We start from the raw sequence: 24,714 nt of genomic DNA on the forward strand, positions 1-24,714 counted from the left end.
TAGCGCGTTGAAACAATGTTTGAATAGCCGAATGTGACGATAGCGCGACAGCTACTCGACCGTCACCGATTTTGCCAGGTTTCGCGGCTGGTCGACGTCCGTGCCCATGAAAACCGCGGTGAAATAGGCGAGCATCTGGATCGGCAACGCGTAGATCAGCGGGGTGATGATTTCCGGCACGTCGGGGAGAACGATGGTTTCCATCGTCTTCACGGTCGCCTGGGCTGCCCCCTTCTTGTCGGTGATCAGGATGATCTTGCCGCCACGCGCCGCCACTTCCTGCATGTTCGACACGGTTTTCTCGAAGATTCGGTCGTGCGGCGCGATCACGATAACCGGCATGTTCTCGTCGATCAGCGCGATCGGCCCGTGCTTCAGTTCGCCGGCGGCATAACCTTCGGCGTGAATGTAGGAGATTTCCTTGAGCTTTAGCGCGCCTTCCATGGCGAGCGGAAAGTTGGTGTCGCGGCCGAGATAGAGCACATGGTGATAGCGCGACAGCTCACGGGCGAGCTTTTCGATCTGCTCTTCGAGCTTCAGCACCTGGGTGGCGAATCGCGGCGCTTCCGAAAGCTGGCGCACCAGCAGCTTCTCCTGCTCGCGTGACACCGTTCCGCGCGCGACGCCGGCCCTGACGGCGAGCGATGCCAGCACGGAAAGCTGGCAGGTGAAGGCTTTTGTCGAGGCAACGCCGATTTCCGGCCCGGCAAGCGTCGGCAGGATGACGTCGGCTTCGCGCGCGATGGTCGATTCGCGAACGTTGACGATGGCGCCGATCGGGATGCCGGCGCTGCGGCAATAACGCAGCGACGCCAGCGTGTCGGCCGTTTCGCCGGATTGCGAGATGAAGAACGCCGCGCTGTTCTTCGAGATCGGCATCTCGCGGTAGCGGAACTCCGAGGCGATATCGATGTCGACCGGCAGGCGGGCGATGCGCTCGAACCAGTATTTGCCGACGAGCCCGCTGAGATAAGCCGTGCCGCAAGCGGAAATGGCAATGCGGTCGAGCTTGGCGAAGTCGAACGGCAGATCGATCGGCTTCGCCGTGTCGCTGGTGAAGTCGAGATAATGGGCCAGCGTGTGCGAGATCACTTCCGGCTGCTCATGGATTTCCTTTTCCATGAAATGCCGGCGGTTGCCCTTGTCGACCATGTAGCTGGTCGACAGCGATTGCTGGCGCTTGCGCTCGACGCGGACGCCATCCATATCGAATATCTCCGCTCTGTCGCGGCGCACGACGGCCCAGTCGCCATCCTCGAGATAGGTGATCGAATTGGTGAAAGGGGCGAGTGCAATGGCATCGGACCCGAGGAACATCTCGGCTTCGCCGTGTCCGACGGCCAGCGGAGGACCGTTACGGGCGCCGATGATGAGGTCTTCATCACCCTGGAACATGATGGCCAGCGCGAAGGCGCCTTCCAGCCGCTTCAACGTGGCGTGAGCGGCGGCAACCGGGTCGGAACCGCGCTTCAGTTCACGCGCCACCAGATGCGCCACCACTTCGGTGTCGGTCTGCGAGGCGAATTCGTAGCCGTCCGCGATCAGTTCGTCGCGCAGCACGGCGAAATTCTCGATGATGCCGTTGTGGACGATGGCGACGCCGCTGGAGAAATGCGGATGGGCGTTGGTTTCGTTGGGCACGCCATGCGTGGCCCAGCGTGTATGTCCGATGCCGATATTGCCGCTCAGAGGTTCGGCGTTCAACCGCTTCTCAAGATTGACAAGCTTGCCTTCGGCCCGGCGGCGATCGAGCGTACCCGCTTCTATCGTCGCTACGCCGGCTGAATCATAACCGCGGTATTCAAGCCGCTTCAGCGCGTCGACGATAAGCGGCGCCACCGGCGTCCGGCCGACAATCCCCACAATTCCGCACATGCGTTAAACCCCGATTCGAAGAGCGTCGCCCTGGCTCCCTCTAGAATGGAAGCGGGCCACGCAAAAATCACTTGTCGTTTCGTTTCTTGTCAGAACCAACCGACCCGGATGTCCTCTATTATGTAGCGGGAGCGATTGCAAAGCGTTGTGGCCGCGCTCATTTCTTTGCCGCGGCACGGCGCTCGCGCAATTGTTTGGCGCGTTCCGGCAAGGTTTTCTGCCGCGCCCGGCCAAACGCCAGCGCATCGTCCGGAACTTCTTCCGTAATCACGCTGCCGGAGGCGACATAGGCGCCGGCGCCGATCCTTATCGGTGCCACCAATGCAGAATTGGAGCCGACAAAAGCGCCGGCGCCGATGTCCGTGAAGAACTTGCTGTAGCCGTCATAGTTGCAAGTGATTGTTCCGGCACCGATATTCGCCTTGGCGCCAATTCTGGCATCGCCGATATAGGAGAGATGGTTGACCTTGGCTCCGGCCTCGATGGTCGCCTTCTTCACTTCGCAGAAATTGCCGACTTTCGCGTTTTCACCAAGATCGGCGCCCGGCCGCAGCCGTGCGAACGGGCCTACGGACGCTCCCGTCGCAACGGTCGCCCCCTCGAGTTGCGAAAATGCATGAATCGTGGCGCCGCCGGCGATTTTGACTCCAGTGGCGAAATAGACGTTCGGCTCGACCACCGTCTCGGCGCCGATTTCGGTGTCGTGCGAGAAGAAAACCGTCTCCGGGGCGATGAGCGTCACGCCGCCGAGCATCATTTCCCGCCGCTTGCGGTTTTGCCAGATCGTCTCCGCCTCCGCCAGTTCGGCCCGGTTGTTGATGCCGAGCACGTTTTCATAGCTCGCCTCGGTGGCGACGACACCCAGACCCTTGGCGTGTGCGATCTCGACGATATCGGTCAGATAAAATTCGCCCTTGGCGTTCTTGTTGCCGACGGCATCGAGAAGCGCCAGCGCATGAGTTCCGGCGATCGCCATCAGGCCGCCGTTGCAGAAACCGATCTTTTTTTCTTCCGGCGAACAGTCCTTGTCCTCGCGGATGGCGACCAGGGCGCCGTTTTCCTCGATAAGACGGCCATAGCCGGCGGGATTGGGCGGCCGGAAGCCGATGACGACAACGGCATTGCCTGCGGCAAGTTTCTCGCGCGCCGCCGTGAGCGCATGGGCTTCCACCAGCGGCGTGTCGCCGAACATGACCAGGATATCGTCATAGCCGCGCGCGATGGCCGTGCGCGCCGCAAGTGCCGCATGCGCGGTTCCAAGCCGCTCCGGCTGGACGAAACTCTCGGTGTTGCCGGCAAACGACGTGGCCGCGGTGCGCACCGCCTCGGCGCCGTGCCCGACCACGAGTGCCACATCTCCGGCGCCTGCCGCCTGGGCGGCGCGTACCACATGCGCCACCATCGGCAATCCGGCGATCTCATGCAGGACCTTGGGCTTGGTGCTTTTCATGCGTGTGCCTTCGCCGGCGGCGAGGATGATCGACAGGCAGGTTCTCGAGCTCATGGGAAATGTCCGGAAAAGGCAAACGGAGGATTCGGGGAGGATGTGTATCATTGGAGGCGTTGCACTCCAATGCGGCAGAGCTTTGACGCCCTATCCGAGTTGCCCGAGTGCGGGGAATGTCTCCAGCAGCCAGTAGGCACTGCTCTGCACGCCGCCGGTGATGAAGAAAATGCCGGCCAGTACCAGCATTGCGCCGATCACCTTTTCCACCCGGCCGAGATGCATACGGAAACGCGACAGGAACCGCATGAAGGCGCCGGAAAACAGCGCGGCGATGAGGAATGGAATGCCGAGCCCGATCGAATAAGCGCCAAGCAGCAGCGCGCCCTCGCCCACCGTCTCGCGGCCTCCGGCAAGCGTCAGGATCGGGCCGAGTACCGGGCCGATGCAGGGCGTCCATCCGAACGCAAATGCCAAGCCCATGACATAGGCCGCAGCGACGCTGGCCGGCTTGCCTTCGGCCTGGAAACGCGCCTCGCGCGACAGAAGCGGGATGCGCAGCACGCCAAGAAAGTTCAGACCCATCAATATGATAAGCACGCCGGCGGCCATGCCGAGTGGTTCCTGCCAGACCCGCAGCAGCCGGCCGATCGTCGAGGCACCCGCGCCGAGCGCGACGAAGACGGTGGAGAAGCCCAGCACGAAGGCGACGGAGGCGGCGATCAGCGCCTTCTTCGCTCCCGCATTGGCGGTTGCCGAGTCTGCGCGAAAATCCTCGACCGAAACACCGGCCATGTAGCAGAGATACGGCGGCACGAGCGGCAGCACGCAAGGCGACAGGAAGGACACCGCCCCTGCCCCGATCGCGCTGAGATATCCGACGTCTATCGCCATGAAGGGAATTCGCTTCGCCCGCAATTTTTCGCGACTGCATATAGCCGCGTTGCGCGGACCGCTCCAATCACCATTGCGTGGCAAGTCGTCGCTGGCAAAATTGACGCCGGCGACAATGCTTGTCCCGGCAATCGGCAGCACAAGCATTGTCGTATTGGCAACCTTGCCGCGCTGGCTCCAAGACTTGGCGACGGCGCGCTGAGATGTTAGGGACGAACGACCATACTCGTCCACCGGTGCTGAGTGAACAGCTATGAACAATCATAACATTACGCGCCGGGGGTTTGTGCTGGGCAGCCTGACGCTCGCCGTTGCCGGATGCACGCCGATGGTACAGCAAGCGGTCGAGCCCTTCTCATCCACCTTCAACAAGCCAAAAGGGCTAAACCCCGCGTTCCGGCGACGGCACGTGCGCTATTCCGGCGGCGAAGCGCCCGGAACGATCGTCGTCAATACGTCGGAGCGCTTCCTCTATCTGGTCGAGGATAACGGCTGGGCGACTCGCTACGGCGTCGGTGTCGGCGAACAGGGCCTCACGCTCAAGGGCAAGGCCACCATCGGCCGCAAGGCGGAATGGCCCTCATGGACCCCCACCGAGAACATGATGAGACGCAAGCCGCGCCTGGTGCAATATGCCGGCGGGGTTGCGGGTGGACCGAACAATCCTCTCGGCGCGCGCGCGCTTTATCTCTATCGCGGCAATCGCGATACCATGTTCCGGCTGCACGGCACGAATGAGCCTTGGACGATCGGCACGGCGGTGTCGAGTGGATGCATCCGCTTGACGAATGAAGACGTCGTCCATCTCTACGAACGCGTCCCCGAGGGAACGTCGGTGTTGGTTATCTGATATTGCCGGCAGCCGGGACATCTGCCCGCGATGAGACTGTTAACCATGTCAAGCCTCTGAGCGGATGTCTGAGGGAACTGGTTTACCACTGTGACTTTGGTGCACTAGACGTCGACACCGTTCACCCTATCTTGGCTAAACCACGACTCATTTGTGGTACGTGCCTTAGACCTATTCCACTTCCGGGGAAAGGATTGCTTGGATGAGCAGGATTCTAATCGCAGTGGTTACAGCAGCTTTCGTCGTCAGCGGCCTTAGTGGCTGCGGGACACTCGGCAAAGGCAAGGGGAAAGCCCCACCGCCAGTCGAAGAGCCGGCAGCCGCGCCTATATACAAATAAACGGACCTCTGGTTCGCATGGGAAGGGCCGGCAGGCCCTTCCCATATGACTTCGATGCGGCCGTTCAGTCCGGTTGCAGGCGGAGCCTACTTTGATTTGGGCTCGTCGGAGTTCGAAATAGGATGACGTTTGTAGGTGGCCGTCTCTTGGTCGTGGTTTCGCTCGCGCTTGCAGCCACGGCGTGCCAGACTCAGGACAAGGCTCCCCAGCCGCGTTTTGTGTCGGATGCACGCGATAGCGGAACAGCAGTGCCCGCAAGACGAAGCGCAGCCAGTGTCGCGAAATCGTCTCAAAGCGCAGGCAATCGGTATTTTATCGAATTCCGCTCCCGCTACGCACTTAGTTACGGCCATTCTTACGTGGTTTTTGGACGTACGAACAAGGCTGGCGCGATGATCAATCCCGAGGTCGCGGGCCTGGCGCCGGCTTCCAACAGCGAAGTTCCTTACGTTCTCGGCCATATCGTGCCGGTCCCGGCCGAAACCGGGTGGAGCGATGGCGATCTGGAGGAAAGATACAGGTCCGCCAGTTGGCGCGTCATGCTGACCGAGCCTGAATACAGGGAAGTCGTCGCGGACATTCGCAAGCTGCAGGCCAGTTCCTCAACCTGGAACGCGACATTCTATAACTGCAACGCCTTCGTGGCGAGCATCGCGCGTTCCATGGGCTACAAGGCCCCCTCCAAATGGCTGCGGCCACAACAGTTCATTACCACGCTTCGAGAAATGAATACGGGTTGACGGCAATTGGTAGTGCGGTCACACCGCCTTATTCACGAAACGAAGAGAGAGTCGGCCTTACTGACCCCGACCTTTCGGATCGAAGAAAGGCGCGGCGGCCATAACGTGAGCACAACAATGGCTACAGTCGGTGAGATCGCGTGGGTGCTCGGTGTCGTCGCCTGGTATGTGATCCGGTATCCCTTTGAGCGTCGGGCCAAGCGCGTGCGGGTTGTAAGCGGCCGGCGTTCACCTTCCGACATGATCGGCCTTGCAGCCGCTCTTTTTGGCCTCGGAATCCTGCCCGGGATCTATGTTGCCACTGGCTTTCCCAAAGGTGCCGACTATCCCGCTACCGTGTGGGCGATTGTCCTCGGAACGATCGCATTTTTGGCCGCGCTGTGGGTTTTTCGCATTTCCCACAAGGAACTCGGGCGGAACTGGTCGATCACGCTTGAGATTCGCGAGCAACACAAACTGATCTCTACCGGCCCGTACGCTCTTGTCCGCCATCCCATGTACACGTCATTTTTGCTGATGGGCGTCGGCCAGGCTTTCCTGCTGTCCAACTGGGTTGCCGGCCTGGCTGGTCTGGTCGGCTTCGCGGTGCTTTTTTTTCTGCGGGTGGACAAGGAAGAGCGTATGATGATGGAGAATTTCGGCGCGCGATATCAGGCCTATATGGAAAGGACCAAGAGACTGGTCCCTTACCTCTATTAGGGTTCCGCATATGAAAGGCCGAGCCATCAAGCTTTCGGCGTCCCGGCGCCTGGTTGGCGACCTGATGTGGTTTTCAATCAGGGTGCCGCGGATCACGGTGCAGCGTCAGATGAACATCGGTCCGCTGCTGAAAGCCAGAGCGACCCGGGAGAAGCGACTTTCCTGGACCGCTATCTTCCTGAAGGGATACGCACTTCTCGCCCGGGAGACGCCGGAGTTGCGGCGCGCTTACGTAAAGCTGCCTTGGCCGCAGCTCTATGAATATCCGGTGAGCGTGGCTTCGATTGCGCATGAGCGCGAGCATGACGGCGAGCAGGCCGTACTGTTGAGTCACATCAAAGGTCCAGAGCGTTACTCCGTCGCCGAGATCGAAGCATTGATTTATGAGGCCCGGTCGCTGCCGGTCCTGGAGGTCAAGGACTTCCGACGTGCCTTGAAATTTGCCCGCGCGCCAGCACCCTTCAGACGGTTGGTGATGTGGCTCGGGCTGAATATTGCACGGCAAAGGGCGAACTATTTCGGCACGTTTCAGTTGTCGGTCTATTCCGGCCTCGGTGCCGAATCGCTCAACCCGCTCTCACCTTTGACCACCCTCTTCAACTACGGATCGATCGGCAAGGATGGATCAGTCACTGTGCGCATCCACTATGACCACCGGGTCATGGACGGGGCAAACGTCGCGCGAGCACTGGAGAGGTTTGAAAAGATATTGAACAGCGATGTCGCTGACGAAGTGAAGGGCTCGCTGAAGGTGATGCCGCTGCGTGAAAGCGACCGGGCTAAAGGCGCTGGTCGCTGACGTCAACCAAGCCGATACCCGGCCTGGACAACCATTTTCCGCCGCCCCCGGCGAATTGATCTGAAGACGACGTTCGGGAGGAATTGCCTGAATGGCGGGAGAACCGCCTCCTTCCGAACATCGATCGCGGAGCTACTCGTTACAGACGCGATGGCCAACCTGATACAGGTCGTTGGTGAACAAATCCCTACCGGGTTGCATCAAATCCACCATTTTGTCATGACCCGTTCAAGGATTCGTCAACGCTTTCCGCTAGACTTGGCGATCACATGATGGCCCTTTAGTGGGCCTGGTTTCGTTGCGCGCTGCAACGGTTCGTGATTTGCGCGCGCGACCTGCCCCATGAAGATGGGTCTGAATGCCCGCCCATCGCGTCGAGGAGTGTTGGTGAAAGTTTTGGCGTCGCGGCATTGTTCTCTGCTTCTCGGGGTGATTTTCGCGGGCGCGACCGTTGTCGCGCCGTCGCCTGCCGCTGCCTTTGAACTGTTCGGTATTCATATCTTCGGGCCGAAGAAGGCTGACGAAGCCGACGAAACCATCGGCGAACCGCAAAACTACACGGTGGATTTCGTCGTCACCGGCGAAGAGCGCGATGTCGAGAAGACCATGAAAGGCGCATCCGGCCTGTGGAACGACCGCGAAAAACCGGCTTCCGGTGCAGCGGGCCTGCTCGCCAAGGCGCGCAGTGACTACAAGCGCCTGCTTGCCGCGCTCTACGGCCAGGGCCGCTACGGCGGCACCATCAGCATTCTGGTCGATGGGCGCGAAGCTGCCGACCTGCCGCCCGATGCCGCCGTGGCCGAGACCGCTTCGATCAAAATCACGGTCAGTCCCGGCCCCGTGTTCCTGTTCGACAAGGCGAGCGTCATCAACCAGGCGCCGCCGCCGCAACGCCGCAACGACCGGGTCCCGCTTCCGCAGGATGAAGGTTTCGCATCCGGACAGCCCGCGCGCTCCGGTATCATCCTGCAGGCCGAAAAACTTTCCGTCGAGGCATGGCGCCAACAAGGCCACGCCAAGGCGAACATCGCCGACCGGCGCGTCACCGCGGCCCATGCCAGCAACACGCTCGACGCCATCATCGAGGTCGATCCGGGCCGCAAGGCCTATTACGATCAGGTCGCGGTCGAAGGCACCGAGCGGATGGATCCGGCTTTCGTCGCCTGGATGACCGGACTGAAACCCGGCCAGGAATACGATCCCGACGATCTCGATCGCGCCAACAAGCGACTTTCCCGGCTCGATGTCTTTCGTGCGCTGCGCATCCAGGAAGCCGATGTGATCGACGAAAACGGCCGCCTGCCGCTGACGGTCGTCGTGCAGGAACGGAAACTGCGGCGTTTCGGCGTCGGCGGCAGCTATTCGACGCTCGACGGTCTCGGGCTGGAAGCCTACTGGCTGCACCGCAACCTGTTCGGCAGGGCCGAACGGCTGCGTTTCGACGCCAAGATCGCGGGCATGGGCGAGACGTTCGAGCCTGACGAACTCACCTACCGGATAGGCGCCACCTTCATCAAGCCGGGCGTCTATACACCGGACACGGATTTCGAGGCGTCGATTTTCGGCGACCGCGAGGTGCTCGACCCCTATACGCGCACTGCCGTTACGGGGCAGCTCGGTTTCAATCACATGTTCACCGAACAGCTGGCGGCCAGGCTTTTCCTCAACGGCGGCTATTCCGAATTCGAGGACGATACCTTCGGCACGCGCGATTTCGTTAATGTCGGCTTCCTGGGCGGCCTCACCTTCGACAACCGCGACAACAAGACGGATGCGACCGAGGGCTATTTCCTCGAGGCCATCGCCGAACCGTACTACGAGTTCAACTATGGCAATGCGGTCGGGAAATTTACCGCGGAAGGCCGGACCTACTACGGTTTTGGCAAAGACAATCCCGTGGTGCTGGCCGGCCGGGTGAAAATCGGAACCCTGTTCGGATCGCCGATCTCCGAAACCGCCCCGGACAAATTGTTCTTCGCCGGCGGCGGCGGCTCGGTTCGCGGCTATGCCTACCGCAACATCGGCGTGGTCACGGCGGCGGGCGACGTCATCGGCGGGCGTTCGCTGATCGAGGCCTCGACGGAAATCCGCTATCGCGTCACCGAAAGCATCGGCATCGTCGGCTTCGTCGATGCGGGTTATGTCGGCGAGGAATCCTTCCCCGATTTCGCCGAGGACCTGCGCATCGGCGCCGGCGGCGGCCTACGCTATTACACCGGCCTCGGTCCGATCAGGCTCGATGTCGCCGTGCCGCTCGACCGGCAGCGCGATGACCCGAGTGTCGCTTTCTATGTTGGAATAGGACAGGCGTTTTGACCCGCTTCCTCTTCGCCCTCGCCCTGCTGTTCTTTGCGCTGCCTGCCTTCGCGCAGGAAACCGCGGATGAAGAACGTTCCTATTTCGTCGGCTTCGTCGAGAACCAGCTGTCGACACCGAACCGGCAGATCAGGATTTCTGGCATCCAGGGCGTGTTGTCGTCAAACGCCACGATCGGCCAGATCACCATTGCCGACCGCGAAGGCATCTGGCTGCGCATCACTAATGCCCGCATCGTCTGGACCCGCTCCGCACTTCTGCTCGGACGCCTGGATATCGCCACGCTTGCCGCGGACAGCATCGATGTCCTGCGCAAGCCGCTGCCCGAGGAAGGTCTGCCGGCGCCTGAATCGAGCGGCTTCCAGATTCCCGAACTGCCGCTGTCGATCACGCTTGGCGAACTCAACGTGCCGCGCGTCACCTTCGGCGAAGGCGTGTTCGGCCTAGGTTCCGAGATAAGCGTCACCGGGCGTCTGCGGCTTGCAGATGGATCGCTGGATACCGCGCTCAACGTTACCAGGCTGGACGGACCGGGCGGCAAGCTCGGCCTGACCGCGACCTATGCCAACGCGACGCAGAATCTCGACCTCGATTTCACACTGTCCGAGCCGGCCGATGGCATCGTCGCCAACCTGCTTGCCATCGACGGCCGTCCGCCGGTTGCGCTGGCCCTCAAGGGATCAGGTCCGCTTTCTGATCTCGATCTCGCGCTGACCCTCGACGCGGCGGCCGAGCGGGTGCTGACCGGCGCCATGCGTATCCGCCGCCAGAGCGACGGCTATGGCTTTTCGACCAATCTGGAAGGTCCGATCGCCAAGATCATCCCAGCGCAGTTCCGCGCCTTCTTTGGTGCCGAGACGACGTTGACTGCGGATGGCCTGGTCCGCGACGCCGGCGGCTTCCTGCTCGAGAGCCTCAACCTCAGGAGTGCCGCACTGAATGTCGATGCCGCCGCCGAGACCGCGGCCGACGGATTTCTGCAGCGCCTGAAGCTCGATGCGGTGGTCGACAATGCGTCCACCGAAAAAGTGGTGCTGCCGGTGCCTGGCGGCGAGACGACGGTCGACCGCGCCGCGCTGAGGCTGTCATTCGGCGAAAGCGCCAGTGAGGAATGGAACGGCGCCGTCGATATCGACGGGCTGACCACGGCTACATTTGGCTCGGACAAGATCGCCGTCACGCTGCGCGGCCTCGCCCAGAATCTTTCGCAGCCGGCCAGCCGCCGCATAACGTTCGACGCGGATGGTGCGGCTACAGGCATCATCTCGGATCGCGCCGATGTCCAAAAGGCGCTTGGCGAGCGCATCACGCTCGATATCGAAGGCGGCTGGGATGCCGGCCAGCCGGTCAGGCTTGCCAAGGCATTGCTGGCCGCGAATGGTCTCAGCGTCTCGCTCGCGGGCGAGATCGCAGAGCTCGCCTTCAGGGGCAACATCGCGGTCGACGCAGCCAGCATCGCGCCGTTTTCGGATCTCGCCGGGCGGCAGCTTGCCGGTGGGCTCGATCTCGACGCCAATGGCGAAGTGAAGCCTGTCGGCGGCGGTTTCAACCTGACCCTCGATGGCACCGCGAGCGGGCTGCGCATCGACAGCCCGGCTGCCGACAATGTGCTCCAGGGCGATACGCGGATCACCGGCCGCGTGGCGCGCGGCGAAACCGGCCTCGTCGCCGACAAGCTGCGGATATTCAACGATCAGGTCGACCTCACGGCCGACGGCACCTATGCGACCGGCACCGCGGACTTCAACTTGGATCTGGCGCTCGCCGATCTTGCCCTTCTGTCGGACAAGGCCTCCGGCCGCCTGACGGCCAAGGGCCGCGCAGCCGGCGCCGACGGGTTGATCGGACTGACTTTCGGCGCCGACGTCCCCCAGGGCACGCTGGTCGGCAAGAACCTCAACGATGCAGCGCTCGCCTTCGAAGGCACGTTGCAAAACAACGACCTCAATGGCCAGCTTACCGGCAGCGCGTTTCTCGACAGGGTGAAAGTGAGCCTCGCCTCGGCGGTCGCCCTCACGGAAAACGAGCGCCGACTTGGCGATCTCGACTTTTCCGCCGGTGGCACCCGCATCACCGGCGATGTCGTGCAAACAACAAAAGACGGCCTGCTGAACGGCAAGCTCGAGCTGAAATCGGCCGATGTTTCAACGGCTGCGGCGCTCCTGCTGCTCGAAGCCAAGGGTGCGGTCGAAGCGACGATCGATCTTTCCGCCGCGGGCGTCGCCCAGAACGCCGAGGTGAAAGCCACCGTCAACGGCCTCGAGGCCAATACCGTGAGGATCGGCAAAGCCGACCTGCAGGCCACCATCGCCGACCTCTTCAACGTACCGGCGATCAACGGTTCGATGTCGGCCAGTGACCTGTCGGCCGGCGGCATCGACGTCGCCACGCTGCAGGCGACGGCGGTGCAGAACGCGGATACCACCGGTTTTGTCGCCGACGCTGAGCTGGAGAATGGCACCAAGGCAGCCGTGAAGGGCGCGCTCAGCCCGGTCGAAGGCGGTTACCGGGTCGGTCTCGACAGCCTCGACCTGACGCAGGGCCAACTCGCTGCCCGCCTCGTGCAACCTGCCGCCATCACCATCCGCGGGCAGAACCTGGCAATCGACAATCTCGCGATGGACGTCGGCGGCGGCCGCATCACCGCATCCGGAAAGGTCGAGGACACGCTCGATCTGAATGTCGTCATAAAGGCGCTGCCGTTGGCCATCGCCAACACGATCAAGCCCGACCTCCGGTTGGGCGGTACGCTGGACGGCACCGCCAGGATCGCCGGGACGCGCGCCAAACCCGACATCAGCTTCGGCCTGCAGGGCCGCCAGCTTGCCGCCGCGGCGCTCAGCCAGGCGGGGCTGAGGTCGATCTCCGTCGATGCCAAGGGGACATCGTCGACAAGCCGCCTCAATCTCGACGCCACGATCACCAGCCCCGAAGGCCTGCGCGCCACGCTCGCGGGCGGTGTGCCTCTCGACAATGGCGACCTGGCGCTCGATGTCGCGCTCAACGCTTTCCCGCTGGCGGTGCTGAATGCGGCCGCGCCCGGGCAGAACCTTGGCGGCAATCTTTCCGGAACGGCCAAGGTGACCGGCAATCTGGCCGATCCCGCCGCTTCGTTCCAGTTGCGGGCCGCCGGCGTCAGGGCAACACCGATCGAGGCCGCGGGTGCGGCGCCACTCGACGTGGCGGCAGCCGGCAGCTACCACGCAGAAGTTCTCACCCTGTCTTCCGCGACCGTCAACGGCCCGCAAGGCCTGACGGTTTCGGCCAACGGCCGCATCCCGTTTTCCGGCAGCGGCGTCGGCATCAGCATCAGCGGCGATGCGCCGCTGGCGCTCGCCAACCGCTTCCTTGCCGATCGCGGCGCCCAGGTCTCGGGCACGCTGAAACTCAGCGCCAATGTTTCCGGCAGCCTCCGGCAGCCGGCGATCCGCGGCATGTTCTCAGCCACCGGCGCCGAGTTTGTCGATCCCGAAACCAACACGAGGCTGCGCGACATTGCCTTGATGGCAAGCATCGACGGCGAGACGGTGACGCTGCGCAACGTGTCGGCGGCGCTGGCGTCAGGCGGCAGGATCGGCGCCTCGGGCACGGTTTCCACCGCCGCCGGCTTTCCAGCCAACATCAGGATCACTCTCGACGAGGCCCGCTATGCCGACGGCAACATGGTCGTTGCCACCGTGAACGGCGCGCTTGCCGTTACAGGCCCCCTCGCCCGCGATCCGCTGATTTCGGGTACGATCGACGTCGACCGCGCCGAGATCATGGTTCCGGACAGCCTGGGTGGCGGCGCCGCCGCGATCGATGTCAGGCATATCGACCCGCCGAAGGGCGTTGTAGCGACATTGAAGCGCGCCAAGGCCAATGACGGCACGCCGACGCCCTCCGCGCGTCCGAGCGTCGTCAGGCTCGATGTCACGGTGAACGCGCCGCGCCGCATCTTCGTGCGCGGGCGCGGTCTCGACGCCGAGCTCGGCGGGTCCGTACGGCTGACCGGACCGGTTACCGACATCCAGCCCGTCGGCGGCTTCCAGATGGTCCGCGGACGGCTATCCATTCTCGGCCAGCGCATCACCTTCGACGAGGGCGAAGTCTCGCTTGTCGGCGACCTCGATCCGTTCCTGAACTTTGTCGCCCGCTCGCCGGGCTCCGACATCACCGTGTTCATCACCGTCAGCGGCCGCGTCTCCGACCTCAAGGTCGAGTTCTCCTCGCAGCCGGAACTGCCCCAGGACGAGGTTCTCGCCAGACTGATTTTCAACCGCGGCATCAATGAATTGTCGCCGATCCAGATCGCCCAGCTTGCCGCCGCCGCGGCCGAGCTTGCGGGTGGCTCCAACACCTCGCTGCTCGGCAATCTGCGCGGCGCCACCGGGCTCGACGACCTCGATGTCGTCACCGACAGCGAAGGCAACGCGGCGGTGCGCGCCGGCCGCTACATCAGCGACAACGTCTATCTCGGTGTCGAGGCCGGAGCCGGAGGCTCCACCAAGGGCACCATCAATCTCGACATCACGGAAGACCTGAAGGCGCGCGGCTCGGTCGGGTCGGACGGCGATTCGGGTCTCGGGATCTTCTACGAGAAGGACTATTGAGGCCGGGGGGCTTCTCGCGCCACTGAAGGCGTTACCAAGCGAGGACTTCATCATGGCTTGGCCGGCAATTGCTCCGACAGCGATTGGTATTATCCTGGGCATATCCAGCCTTCACTCGCCTGCCGCGCTGGCGGCTTCGGAAGAGTGCCGCGTCATACGGAATGCTGTGGCCCAATCCTCCGAGGCACAGCGAGCGCGGATGAGACAGGTGCTGCAGACGAATGATGGCCGCGAGGTGCAGCGCGAGTGGCGGATGATTGGCAACCGCCACTACCACAAGGTGGACAATGCTGCGTGGCGCTCCGATCCGCGCAAGCACGATTGGATGGACCTCAGGGACGGAGAGATTTCGGACTGCAAGCGCACCGGTGGGGAGTCGATAGACGGCGTTTCGGCAACCGTTTGGAGCTATTCGCGCGACGGAAAAACCGGAAGCGGCACCGTGAAGATGTGGATAGACAACGAGGCGGGCCGGGTTCTGCGCACCGAAATCGATTTTTCGCCCGGCCAGGCAAAGTATCGGAAATCGATCAGCCGATTTGACTACGGGAACGGTATCAGCGCCCCCGAGTAACAGATAAGCGGATCGACATTTGGGCAGCACCCAAGCCTGCCGATCGAGACATGAATAAAAGCAATATCGTCTTCTTCATCCTGTTCCTGATCGTCCTGCAGGGCATCGCGACTCTGGCCTGCTTCAGATACGGGCTGGGCCGAGCCTGTCCTTGGTAGGCGTGGATGGAGCGGCATTCCCGGCCAAAAAGGGCCGTTTCATTGCCAATTACCGTGATACCAGATCAGCCAGACTACCACCGCCACCGCGGTGACGAATATCCAGTCGCGGGTGGATTTCTGGATGACTTTTAATTTTCGACCGGCCCGATACCACGACCGGCTGTGCGATTGGATCAAGGCGGAGAACCAGGCTTTCATTGTCTCGCGGCTTTCCAAGGTACCATCGCGCGGCGGTGTTACCTTAGGTGCTACCTAAGAGCCCGGAAAGATGCGACGAAAATCGGCTAACTTGTTTATTGGTGAGCGCGCAGGGATTCGAACCCTGGACCTACTGATTAAAAGTCAGTTGCTCTACCGGCTGAGCTACGCGCTCCCGTGGCCGGCAAGAACCGTCCCCGAAATTGCGGCGGAACATAGGGAGACAGGCGGGGCCGGTCAACCGGAAAAACGCCGTTGCAGCAAGCCGTTTCCTTCACCGCTTGCAAGTAGCGCGACATCACGGTTATCTGATCGCGGGGAACAAAATCCTCCCCCGCCCGTTGCTCCCGGCAAGGGACCGATGAATCCGTCGAGGAGACAACCATGAAGAAGATTTTGTCAGGTCTTTGCGCCACGGCGCTGGCCTTCACCTTCGCCGTTACGGCGGTGGTTCCGGTCAACGCGGCGCCGGTCGTGGTGGCGCCGAAGGCCGAATCCATGACCGACGTGAAGTTGGTGCAGTCAGGCCCGGAGTGGCGCCGGCTGCAGCGCCGCGGCATGCGCCAGGACCGTCGTCAGTTCCGTCGGGATTTCCGCCAGGACCGCCGTCAGTATCGCCGCGAAGTCCGCCGGGATCGGCGCGAATTCCGGCGTGACCGGGATTATGGCTGGTATCGGGGCCATCGTGGCTACCGCGACTATCGCCCCGGCTACCGCGAATATAATGGCTTCTGGTTCCCGGCTGCGGCTTTCATAACCGGCGCGATCATTAGCGGCGCGATCGCCAACCAGCCGCGCGTCAGCGGCGGCAGCGCCCATGAACAGTGGTGCTACAACCGCTACCGGTCGTATCGTGCCTACGACAACACGTTCCAGCCGTACAACGGCCCGCGCCAGCAGTGCTATTCGCCCTACTGATTCGCGTGATCGGATAAACAAGCGAGAACCCGCGTTTCGGCGCGGGTTCTTTTTTGTACTATTTCCGCGTCAGGCGCTGAGCGTCCTGCGCACGGCGTCCTTCCAGCCTTTCAGTTTGCGTGTCCGGACCGCAGTCTCCATCTCAGACTCGAAACGCCGCTCGAGCGCCCAGGCCTTCGAGAACTCCCTGGCGTTCGGCCAGACGCCTGCCTTCGAGCCGGCAAGCCAAGCCGCGCCCAGCGCGGTGGTTTCCAGAATGGTCGGCCGGTCGACCGGCGCGTCGAGGATGTCGGCCAGTCGCTGCATGGTCCAATTCGATGCCACCATGCCGCCATCGACCCGGAGCACGGTTTTGGTGGAGGTGCCCTTCCAGTCCTTCTTCATTGCATCGAGAAGATCCCGGGTCTGGAAGGCAACGGCCTCAAGGGCGGCGCGCGCGAATTCTGCCGGTCCGGAGTTGCGGGTCAGCCCGAACATCGCGCCCCGGGATTCCGCGTCCCAGTGCGGCGCGCCAAGCCCGACGAACGCCGGCACCAGATAGACCTCCTGCGTCTCGTCGGCCTGGGCGGCGAGTTCGCCGCTATGTTCGGCCTTGCCGATCACCTTGATGCCGTCGCGCAGCCATTGCACGGCAGCACCCGCAATGAAGATCGAGCCTTCGAGCGCATAGGTGGTCTTGCCATTCAGCCGGTAGGCGATGGTCGTCAAAAGCCGGTTCTTCGAACGCACCAGATCGCTGCCGGTGTTCAGGACGGCGAAGCACCCGGTGCCGTAGGTTGATTTCATCATGCCCGGCTCGAAACAGGCCTGGCCGATGGTGGCGGCATGCTGGTCGCCGGCGACCCCAAGAATTTTAATTCCCGCTCCAAACAGAGATTTTTCAGTGATTCCATAATCGTCGGCGCAATCTTTCACCTCGGGCATCAAGGCCGCCGGGATGCGCAGTATCTTCAAGAGGTCGGCGTCCCACGCGTTCTTTTCGATGTTGTAGACCAGCGTTCGCGAGGCGTTGGTGGCGTCGGTGGCGTGAACTTTTCCGCCGGTCATGCGCCAGATCAGAAAGCTGTCGATGGTGCCGGCCAGAAGCTCGCCCTTCTCCGCCCTTTTCCGCGCACCCTTCACATTGTCGAGCAGCCAGGCGATCTTGGTGCCGGAAAAATAGGGATCGAGCAGCAGCCCGGTCTTTCGGGTGAATTTCGGCTCCAGCCCCTGCTTCTTGAGCTTTGCGCAGAGCGGCGCCGTGCGGCGGTCCTGCCAGACGATGGCGTTGTGGATCGGCTTTCCCGTCGCCTTGTCCCAGATGACGATGGTCTCGCGCTGGTTGGTGATGCCGATGGCGGCAATTTCGGCGGCGGCGATTTTCGCCTTTTTCATTGCGCCCTTGCAGGTGGCGACAACGCTGGCCCAAATCTCCTCCGGATCGTGTTCGACCCAGCCGGAGGCGGGGTAAAGCTGCGTGAATTCCTTCTGCGCGCTGCCGACCGGCCGCATCGCGCCGTCGAAGACAATGGCGCGGGATGACGTGGTGCCCTGGTCGATGGCGAGTATGTGGTTTGTCATGTGTCTCCCGTTGGATTGTCCTTGGCGTCACCCGGCAGGTGCACGTCGTAGCGCGCAAAGATATCCCGTTGCCAGTCCGCGTCGTGGAAAGAGAGCCGATAGTCGCCGACATCAGCCAGCCTGACGCGTTTCCAGCCGCGATTGTGTACCGCCATTATCACCAGACGATATTGCACGCTGGGCGGTCCGGACAGCGTGTAGAAACAGTAGTAGTCGATACTTGGCTGACGCCTGCGGCTCACCTTCTGGCAGAAGACATCGTCGATGCTCACGAAGCTCGACCTGTTGATCTCCTCGGCGCTGCCATCCCCCCTGAATGCGGTGAGCGTCCCGTTGCGGATGAAGCCGTATTCAAGGAACGTATCGAGGTCGGAACGCGCGGGAAATCCCCATCCCAGGAGCCAGTAGAAAAACAGGAAAGCGGCGGTGAGCACTGTTGCAACCACCGCCCATGAACTTTTGAAGAATCTGTCGCGCTCCGAATAGGTCGCCATTCATCTTCCTGAAAAGGGCGGGCTCGACGCCCGCCCTCCAAAAGCAGCGATCTCGGCGGCAAACCGCCAATCGCTCTTACTTCTGCCAGCTCTTCACCAGCTCGTCATAGCTTACGGTCTGGCCTTGTTCCTTCTCGTTCTCGATCTTCAGCTGCGGCGCGAGATTGCCTGCCTTCACCGCTTCCGCGTTCCAGTAGGCCAGGTCGTGCTCCTCGGCGAGCTTCGGGCCGATATCGCCCTGCACACCGGCGCGCTCGAGACGCTCCAGCACCTGCTCCTGTTCCGCGCAGAGCGAGTCCATCGCTTCCTGCGCTGTCTTGGCGCCCGACGACGCGTCGCCGATCGCCTGCCACCACAGCTGGGCCAGCTTCGGATAATCCGGCACGTTCGTTCCCGTCGGCGACCACTGCACGCGGGCCGGCGACCGGTAGAACTCGATCAACCCGCCGAGCTTCGGCGCGCGATCGGTGAACGACTTGTGCTGGATGGTCGATTCGCGGATGAGCGTCAGGCCGACATGGCTCTTCTTCACATCCACGGTCTTGGAGGTGACGAACTGCGCATAGAGCCAGGCAGCCTTGGCGCGGTCGTCCGGCGTCGACTTCAGCAGCGTCCAGGAACCCACGTCCTGGTAGCCGAGCTTCATGCCGTCCTTCCAGTAGACGCCGTGCGGCGACGGAGCGAAACGCCATTTCGGCGTGCCGTCCTCGTTCACCACCGGCAGGCCCGGCTTGACGAAGTCAGCCGTGAAAGCCGTATAGGTGAACATCTGCTGCGCGACCTCGCCCTGCGAGGGAACCGGCCCGGATTCGCCAAAAGTCATGCCCTGGGCGGCGGCCGGTGCGTAGGCCTTCAACCAGTCGAGATATTTCTGGATGGCATAAACCGAGGCCGGGCCGTTGGTGTCGCCGCCACGCGCCACGCACGAGCCGACCGGCTGCGACTTGTCGTTGACCTTGATACCCCATTCGTCGACTGGCAAGCCGTTCGGCAGGCCCTTGTCGCCGTTGCCGGCCATGGAGAGCCAGGCGTCGGTGAACCGCCAACCAAGCGACGGGTCCTTCTTGCCATAGTCCATGTGGCCGTAGACCTTCTTGCCGTCGATCTCGCGACCGGTGAAGAACTCGGCGATGTCCTCATAGGCCGACCAGTTGACCGGCACGCCGAGATCGTAGCCGTACTTCGCCTTGAAGTCGGCCTTGTTCTTCTCATCGTTGAACCAGTCGTAGCGGAACCAGTAGAGGTTCGCGAACTGCTGGTCGGGCAGCTGGTAGAGGTCGCCGTCCGGAGCCGTCGTGAACTTGGTGCCGATGAAGTCGGCGAGGTCGAGGTTCGGGTTGGTGACATCCTTGCCCTCGTTCGCCATCCAGTCGGTCAGGCTGCGCGCCTGCTGGTAGCGCCAGTGCGTTCCGATCAGATCGCTGTCGTTGACGTAGGCGTCATAGACGTTTTCACCCGACTGCATCTGGGTCTGCAGCTTTTCGACGACGTCGCCCTCGCCGATCAGGTCATGGGTGATCTTGATGCCGGTGATGTCCGAAAACGCCTTGGCCAGCGTCTTCGATTCATATTCGTGGGTGGTGATCGTTTCCGAGACGACCTTGATCTCCATGCCGGCGAATGGCTTCGCCGCATCGATGAACCACTGCATTTCGGCTTCCTGGGCGGCGCGGTCCAGGGTCGACATGTCCTGGATTTCGGCGTCGAGGAACGCCTTGGCTTCGTCCATGCCGGCCCAGGCCTGACTGGAGCAAAGGACAAGTGCAAGAATGCTCGTTGATGCTAATATTTGCCGTCGCATGAGTTTCCTCCCTTAAAGGTTTCAAAGTGCGATTTGGGGCGGTCGCCGGCACGCGGCCGCTCCAACAGTTTCCCCCTCTATACGTAGCGGAACACGCCGATGGCGTAGACCACGGAGAGAGCGAGAGCCCACCACAGGCTAGGTCCGACAAGACCCAGCCAAGCGAGATGGATGAAGGCGCTGCCGAGCAGCGAAACGAAGAGACGGTCGCCGCGCGTCGTCTCGAAGCGCAGCACGCCGACACGCGGATTGCCGCCCGGCGAGGCAAACTCCCACACCGCCATCAGCAAAAGCAGCAGAAGAATGGTCAGGAAGAACAGCGCGCTCGGAAACGACCACGCCATCCAGCCGCCGGGGAAAAGCGAAGCGAACCAGTCGATCTCGCCGTCCTTGAGCGGCAGTTGCATGGCAAGCAGCCACGCCACGACACCGTAGAGCACAAGCACGACGACAAGCGGTATCTGCCAGCGACGGGTGGCGGTCATCATACCCTCCCCAGGGCAAAGCCCTTGGCGATGTAGTTGCGCACGAACCAGATCACCAGCGCACCGGGAATGATGGTGAGCACACCGGCCGCCGCCAGCACGCCCCAGTCTAGCCCGGAGGCCGACACGGTGCGGGTCATGATCGCGGCGATCGGCTTGGCGTCGGTGGTTGTCAGCGTGCGTGCGATCAACAATTCCACCCACGAGAACATGAAGCAGAAGAAAGCCGCGACGCCGATGCCGCTGGCAATCAGCGGGGTGAAGATCTTCACGAAGAAGCGCGGGAAGGAATAGCCGTCGATATAGGCGGTCTCGTCGATCTCCTTCGGCACGCCGGACATGAAACCTTCAAGAATCCACACCGCCAGCGGCACGTTGAACAGGCAGTGCGCCAGCGCCACCGCGATATGGGTGTCGATCAGCCCGAAGGCGGAATAGAGCTGGAAGAACGGCAGCGCGAACACCGCCGGCGGCGCCATGCGGTTGGTGAGCAGCCAGAAGAACAAATGCTTGTCGCCGAGGAAGCGGTAGCGCGAGAAGGCGTAGGCCGCCGGCAGCGCCGCGAGCACGGAAATCACCGTGTTCATGACCACATAGATGATCGAGTTGATGTAGCCCTTGTACCAGGACGGGTCTGTGAAGATGACGGCGTAGTTGCGCAGGGTCGGGTCCTGCGGCCACAGCGAAAACTGACCAAGGATTTCCTGATTGGTCTTGAAGCTCATGTTGATGAGCCAATAGATCGGCAGCATCAGGAAAATGATGTAGAGCGTCGGCACCAGCCACCAGAAGCGCGATTCATCGCCGCGGCGGCGCATGCGGCGACCGATCTCGGCTTGCGACAGATTGCCGGCCGTTGCCCGTGCTTCGGCCTGCCGGGCCAGCATTTCGTTATTGGCGGTGTTCTGATCGGGCGCCGCCATCCTATTTCTCCGCGTCGTAGTTTGTCATCACGGTGTAGAACACCCATGAAAACAGAAGCACGATCAGGAAGTAGATGATCGACATCGCGGCCGCCGGTCCGAGGTCGAACTGGCCGATCGCCATCTTCACCAGGTCGATCGACAGGAACGTCGTGGAGTTGCCGGGGCCACCGCCGGTCACCACGAAGGGCTCGGTGTAGATCATGAAGCTATCCATGAAGCGCAAGAGCACGGCGATCAGGAGCACCCGGTTCATCTTCGGCAGCTGGATATAGCGGAAGATCGCCCAGCGCGACGCCCCATCGATCTTGGCAGCCTGGTAATAGGCGTCGGGGATCGACACCAGACCGGCGTAGCACAAGAGCACGACAAGGCTCGTCCAGTGCCAGACATCCATGACGATAACCGTCACCCAGGCATCGAACGGATCGTTGACGTAATTGTAATCGATGCCGAGCTGCCTCAGCGTATAGCCCAGAAGCCCGATGTCGACGCGTCCGAAGACCTGCCAGATCGTGCCGACGACATTCCACGGAATGAGCAGCGGCAGCGCCATCAGCACCAGGCAGACCGGTACCCCCCAGCCGGACTTCGGCATGTTGAGCGCAATGAAGATGCCCAGCGGTATCTCGATCGCCAGAATGATGGCGGAAAAGATGAGATTGCGGCCCATCGCCTCCCAGAAGCGGTCCGACGTCAGCATCTCCTCGAACCACTCGCTGCCGACCCAGAAGAAGACGTTGTTTCCGAAGGTGTCCTGAACCGAGTAGTTGACCACCGTCATCAGCGGGATCAGCGCCGAGAAGGCCACCAATATCAGCACCGGCAGCACCATGAACCAGGCTTTGTTGTTCCAGGTCTTTTCCATGGTCAGGCTCCCATCTCGACACGCCAGGAGCCGGCGTAGATGTTGATCCCCTTGGGGTCGAAGGTGACATGCGGGTCAGCTGGAATGTAGGCGTCCTCGCCGACGATCGCCGCGATCTCGCGGCCTTCGAGGTTGGCGCGGACGATCTTCTGGCGGCCGATGTCCTCGACCTTGCGGATCGACACCGGCATGCCGGTCTTGCCGAGCCTGACGAATTCGGGGCGGATGCCGAGTTCCGTCGCCCCCTCGCCTGGACTTTTCAGCCCACCCGGCAGCTGAATCGTCTGGCTGCCGACGCGCGCCTTGCTGCCGTCGATGGCCACCGGCATGACGTTCATGCCGGGCGAGCCAATGAAATAGCCGACAAACGTGTGGCTCGGCCGCTCGAACAGCTCGTCGGGCGTGCCGATCTGCACGATCTCGCCCTCGTACATCACCACCACCTTCTCGGCGAAGGTCAGCGCCTCGGTCTGGTCGTGGGTGACGTAGACCATCGTATAGCCGAAGCGCCGGTGGAGCTGCTTTAATTGCGAGCGCAGCACCCATTTCATGTGCGGGTCGATGACGGTCAGCGGCTCGTCGAACAGGATGGCGTTGACGTCGGAGCGCACCAGCCCGCGGCCGAGCGAGATCTTCTGCTTCTGGTCGGCGGTCAGACCGCGCGCCTTCTTCTTTGCCCAGTCCGCGAGGTCGATCATCTCGAGGATTTCGCGTACCTTGCGGTCCACATCGGCCTCGGCGACGCCGCGATTGCGCAGCGGGAACGCCAGATTGTCGTAGACGGTCATGGTGTCGTAGATGACCGGAAACTGGAACACCTGCGCGATGTTGCGCTCCTGCGTCGACAGATTGTTGACGTCGGTGCTGTCGAACAGCAACTGGCCGTGCGAGGCGCGCAGCAGGCCGGAAATGATGTTCAAGAGCGTGGTCTTGCCGCAGCCCGACGGTCCGAGCAGCGCATAGGCGCCGCCGTCGGCAAAACTCGTATGCACTTCCTTCAGCGCATAGTCGGATTCGGCTTTCGGGTTCGCCACATAGGAGTGGCGGATGTGGTTGAGGTCGATCCGAGCCATCCTGCCCTCCTCTAGGCCGCCAGTTTCGGGGAAACGCCGGCCGCGCGGCCGTCGCTATCGAACACCATCAGGTGGCGCGGGTCGATGAACACATCGACAGTCTCGTCCGCCTCGAAATGATGGATGCCAGGCGCCAGCATGACCCATCGCGCATCGGCGAAATCGAGATGCACGAAGCTTTCCGAGCCGGTGATCTCCGTTGCCGTCACCTTGGCGCGCACCGGCACCGCCTCGGCATTCGGGCGGCTGAGAGAAAGATGGTGGGGCTGGAAGCCGATCGTATAGGGACCGTCGGCTATGCCGGAGAGTTCGCGGGGAACAGGCAGGCCCACCCCACCATCAAGCTGGAAACCGGATCCCGTCTTGCGCAACACGATCGTGTTCAGCGGCGGGTCGGCGAACGTTTTTGCGGTGACCAGGTCGTTCGGCTTGCGGAACACCTCGATCGTCGGCCCGAACTGCGTCACCCGGCCCTCCGACAGGGTTGCGGTGTTGCCGCCGAGCAGCAGCGCTTCGTGCGGCTCCGTCGTCGCATAGACGAAGATGGTGCCGGCTGCGGCGAAGATTTTTGGCAATTCGGCGCGCAACTCCTCGCGCAGCTTGTAGTCGAGGTTGGCGAGCGGCTCGTCGAGCAGCACCAGCCCAGCGTTCTTGACGATGGCGCGCGCCAGCGCCGTGCGCTGCTGCTGGCCGCCGGAAAGGTTGAGCGGCGTGCGGTCGAGATAGGGCGTCAGCCGCAGCAACTCGGCAGCGCGGCGGACTTCAGCGTCGATCTTGGATTGCTCGGCGCCGGCGACCCGCAGCGGCGACGCAATGTTCTCGTAGACGGTCATCGCCGGATAATTGATGAACTGCTGGTAGACCATGGCGATCTTGCGCTTCTGCACCGGCACGCCGGTGACATTGACACCATCGAACCAGACGGAGCCCGACGTCGGCACGTCGAGCCCGGCCATCAGCCGCATCAGGCTGGTCTTGCCCGACAGCGTAGGGCCGAGTAGCACGTTGAGCGAGCCGTGCTGAAGCACCAGCGACACGTCGCTGATGTGCGACTGGCCGCCTGCCACCTTCGAAACATTCCTGAGCTCGAGCATCGGTTCCTCCCGCCCC

General features: G+C 62.3%; 21 protein-coding genes and 1 tRNA gene. 9 read left to right on the forward strand and 13 right to left on the reverse strand.

What is annotated here, in order from left to right:
* Positions 1-51: 51 nt before the first annotated feature.
* From glmS to OHD58_RS16915, 3 genes are all read right to left on the reverse strand, one after another.
* A complete protein-coding gene (glmS, locus tag OHD58_RS16905; protein ID WP_263804581.1) occupies positions 52-1,875 on the reverse strand; it encodes a glutamine--fructose-6-phosphate transaminase (isomerizing) in 1,824 nt (607 codons plus the stop codon).
* Positions 1,876-2,032: 157 nt separating this feature from the next.
* Positions 2,033-3,379 carry a bifunctional UDP-N-acetylglucosamine diphosphorylase/glucosamine-1-phosphate N-acetyltransferase GlmU gene (gene glmU / locus OHD58_RS16910; protein ID WP_263804582.1) on the reverse strand — a complete coding sequence of 449 codons (1,347 nt, stop codon included), beginning with the start codon at positions 3,377-3,379 and terminating at the stop codon, positions 2,033-2,035.
* Positions 3,380-3,469: 90 nt separating this feature from the next.
* Positions 3,470-4,213: a cytochrome c biogenesis CcdA family protein gene (locus OHD58_RS16915; RefSeq protein ID WP_263804583.1), complete on the reverse strand. Its 744-nt coding sequence runs from the start codon at positions 4,211-4,213 to the stop codon at positions 3,470-3,472.
* A gap of 253 nt (positions 4,214-4,466) precedes the next feature.
* Here OHD58_RS16915 and OHD58_RS16920 point away from each other — a divergent pair, with 253 nt between their 5' ends.
* From OHD58_RS16920 to OHD58_RS16955, 8 genes are all read left to right on the forward strand, one after another.
* Complete coding sequence (locus OHD58_RS16920; protein WP_263804584.1) at positions 4,467-5,063, forward strand: L,D-transpeptidase; 597 nt, start codon at positions 4,467-4,469, stop codon at positions 5,061-5,063.
* Between the two features lie 202 nt (positions 5,064-5,265).
* Positions 5,266-5,403 carry an ABC transporter gene (locus OHD58_RS16925; RefSeq protein WP_263804585.1) on the forward strand — a complete coding sequence of 46 codons (138 nt, stop codon included), beginning with the start codon at positions 5,266-5,268 and terminating at the stop codon, positions 5,401-5,403.
* 122 nt (positions 5,404-5,525) lie between these two features.
* A complete protein-coding gene (locus OHD58_RS16930) occupies positions 5,526-6,143 on the forward strand; it encodes a hypothetical protein (protein WP_263804586.1) in 618 nt (205 codons plus the stop codon).
* Positions 6,144-6,260: 117 nt separating this feature from the next.
* Positions 6,261-6,842 (forward strand): protein-S-isoprenylcysteine O-methyltransferase, encoded by a 582-nt coding sequence (locus OHD58_RS16935; protein ID WP_263804704.1) that lies wholly within the window; start codon positions 6,261-6,263, stop codon positions 6,840-6,842.
* Positions 6,843-6,852: 10 nt separating this feature from the next.
* The gene (locus OHD58_RS16940) at positions 6,853-7,641 is read left to right on the forward strand and encodes a 2-oxo acid dehydrogenase subunit E2 (protein WP_263804587.1); all 789 of its coding nucleotides are present in this window, start codon (positions 6,853-6,855) and stop codon (positions 7,639-7,641) included.
* 348 nt (positions 7,642-7,989) lie between these two features.
* A complete protein-coding gene (locus OHD58_RS16945; protein ID WP_412177235.1) occupies positions 7,990-9,957 on the forward strand; it encodes an autotransporter assembly complex protein TamA in 1,968 nt (655 codons plus the stop codon).
* A complete protein-coding gene (locus OHD58_RS16950) occupies positions 9,954-14,549 on the forward strand; it encodes a translocation/assembly module TamB domain-containing protein (RefSeq protein WP_263804588.1) in 4,596 nt (1,531 codons plus the stop codon). Before OHD58_RS16945 ends, OHD58_RS16950 begins: the two co-directional genes overlap by 4 nt.
* A gap of 52 nt (positions 14,550-14,601) precedes the next feature.
* Positions 14,602-15,123 carry a hypothetical protein gene (locus tag OHD58_RS16955; RefSeq protein WP_263804589.1) on the forward strand — a complete coding sequence of 174 codons (522 nt, stop codon included), beginning with the start codon at positions 14,602-14,604 and terminating at the stop codon, positions 15,121-15,123.
* 197 nt (positions 15,124-15,320) lie between these two features.
* On the opposite strand, the gene OHD58_RS16960 is transcribed toward OHD58_RS16955, so the two are convergent.
* Both OHD58_RS16960 and OHD58_RS16965 read right to left on the reverse strand, forming a co-directional pair.
* Positions 15,321-15,482 carry a hypothetical protein gene (locus OHD58_RS16960; RefSeq protein WP_263804590.1) on the reverse strand — a complete coding sequence of 54 codons (162 nt, stop codon included), beginning with the start codon at positions 15,480-15,482 and terminating at the stop codon, positions 15,321-15,323.
* Positions 15,483-15,581: 99 nt separating this feature from the next.
* Positions 15,582-15,657: transfer RNA gene (locus tag OHD58_RS16965), tRNA-Lys, on the reverse strand.
* A gap of 209 nt (positions 15,658-15,866) precedes the next feature.
* Here OHD58_RS16965 and OHD58_RS16970 point away from each other — a divergent pair.
* On the forward strand, positions 15,867-16,400 hold the full coding sequence (locus OHD58_RS16970) for a BA14K family protein (RefSeq protein WP_263804591.1): 534 nt from the start codon (positions 15,867-15,869) through the stop codon (positions 16,398-16,400).
* A gap of 69 nt (positions 16,401-16,469) precedes the next feature.
* Here OHD58_RS16970 and glpK read toward each other — a convergent pair whose 3' ends face one another.
* The 8 genes from glpK to OHD58_RS17010 form a co-directional block, all read right to left on the reverse strand.
* Entirely contained in the window at positions 16,470-17,960 is a 1,491-nt protein-coding gene (gene glpK, locus OHD58_RS16975; protein ID WP_263804592.1) for a glycerol kinase GlpK, read from the reverse strand.
* On the reverse strand, positions 17,957-18,454 hold the full coding sequence (locus OHD58_RS16980; protein ID WP_263804593.1) for a hypothetical protein: 498 nt from the start codon (positions 18,452-18,454) through the stop codon (positions 17,957-17,959). Before OHD58_RS16980 ends, glpK begins: the two co-directional genes overlap by 4 nt.
* 76 nt (positions 18,455-18,530) lie before the next feature.
* Entirely contained in the window at positions 18,531-20,255 is a 1,725-nt protein-coding gene (locus OHD58_RS16985) for an ABC transporter substrate-binding protein (protein WP_263804594.1), read from the reverse strand.
* A 77-nt stretch (positions 20,256-20,332) separates the two neighbouring features.
* Positions 20,333-20,740 (reverse strand): DUF2160 domain-containing protein, encoded by a 408-nt coding sequence (locus tag OHD58_RS16990; RefSeq protein ID WP_263804595.1) that lies wholly within the window; start codon positions 20,738-20,740, stop codon positions 20,333-20,335.
* The gene (locus OHD58_RS16995; RefSeq protein WP_263804596.1) at positions 20,740-21,663 is read right to left on the reverse strand and encodes a carbohydrate ABC transporter permease; all 924 of its coding nucleotides are present in this window, start codon (positions 21,661-21,663) and stop codon (positions 20,740-20,742) included. Before OHD58_RS16995 ends, OHD58_RS16990 begins: the two co-directional genes overlap by 1 nt.
* Before the next feature lies 1 nt (position 21,664).
* Positions 21,665-22,531 (reverse strand): carbohydrate ABC transporter permease, encoded by an 867-nt coding sequence (locus tag OHD58_RS17000; RefSeq protein ID WP_263804597.1) that lies wholly within the window; start codon positions 22,529-22,531, stop codon positions 21,665-21,667.
* 2 nt (positions 22,532-22,533) lie between these two features.
* The gene (locus OHD58_RS17005) at positions 22,534-23,604 is read right to left on the reverse strand and encodes an ABC transporter ATP-binding protein (protein ID WP_263804598.1); all 1,071 of its coding nucleotides are present in this window, start codon (positions 23,602-23,604) and stop codon (positions 22,534-22,536) included.
* A gap of 11 nt (positions 23,605-23,615) precedes the next feature.
* Positions 23,616-24,698 carry an ABC transporter ATP-binding protein gene (locus OHD58_RS17010; protein ID WP_263804599.1) on the reverse strand — a complete coding sequence of 361 codons (1,083 nt, stop codon included), beginning with the start codon at positions 24,696-24,698 and terminating at the stop codon, positions 23,616-23,618.
* Positions 24,699-24,714 lie beyond the last annotated feature (16 nt).

Origin of the sequence: Mesorhizobium sp. ZC-5, from assembly GCF_025753855.1 — a bacterium.
Lineage (GTDB): Bacteria > Pseudomonadota > Alphaproteobacteria > Rhizobiales > Rhizobiaceae > Neomesorhizobium.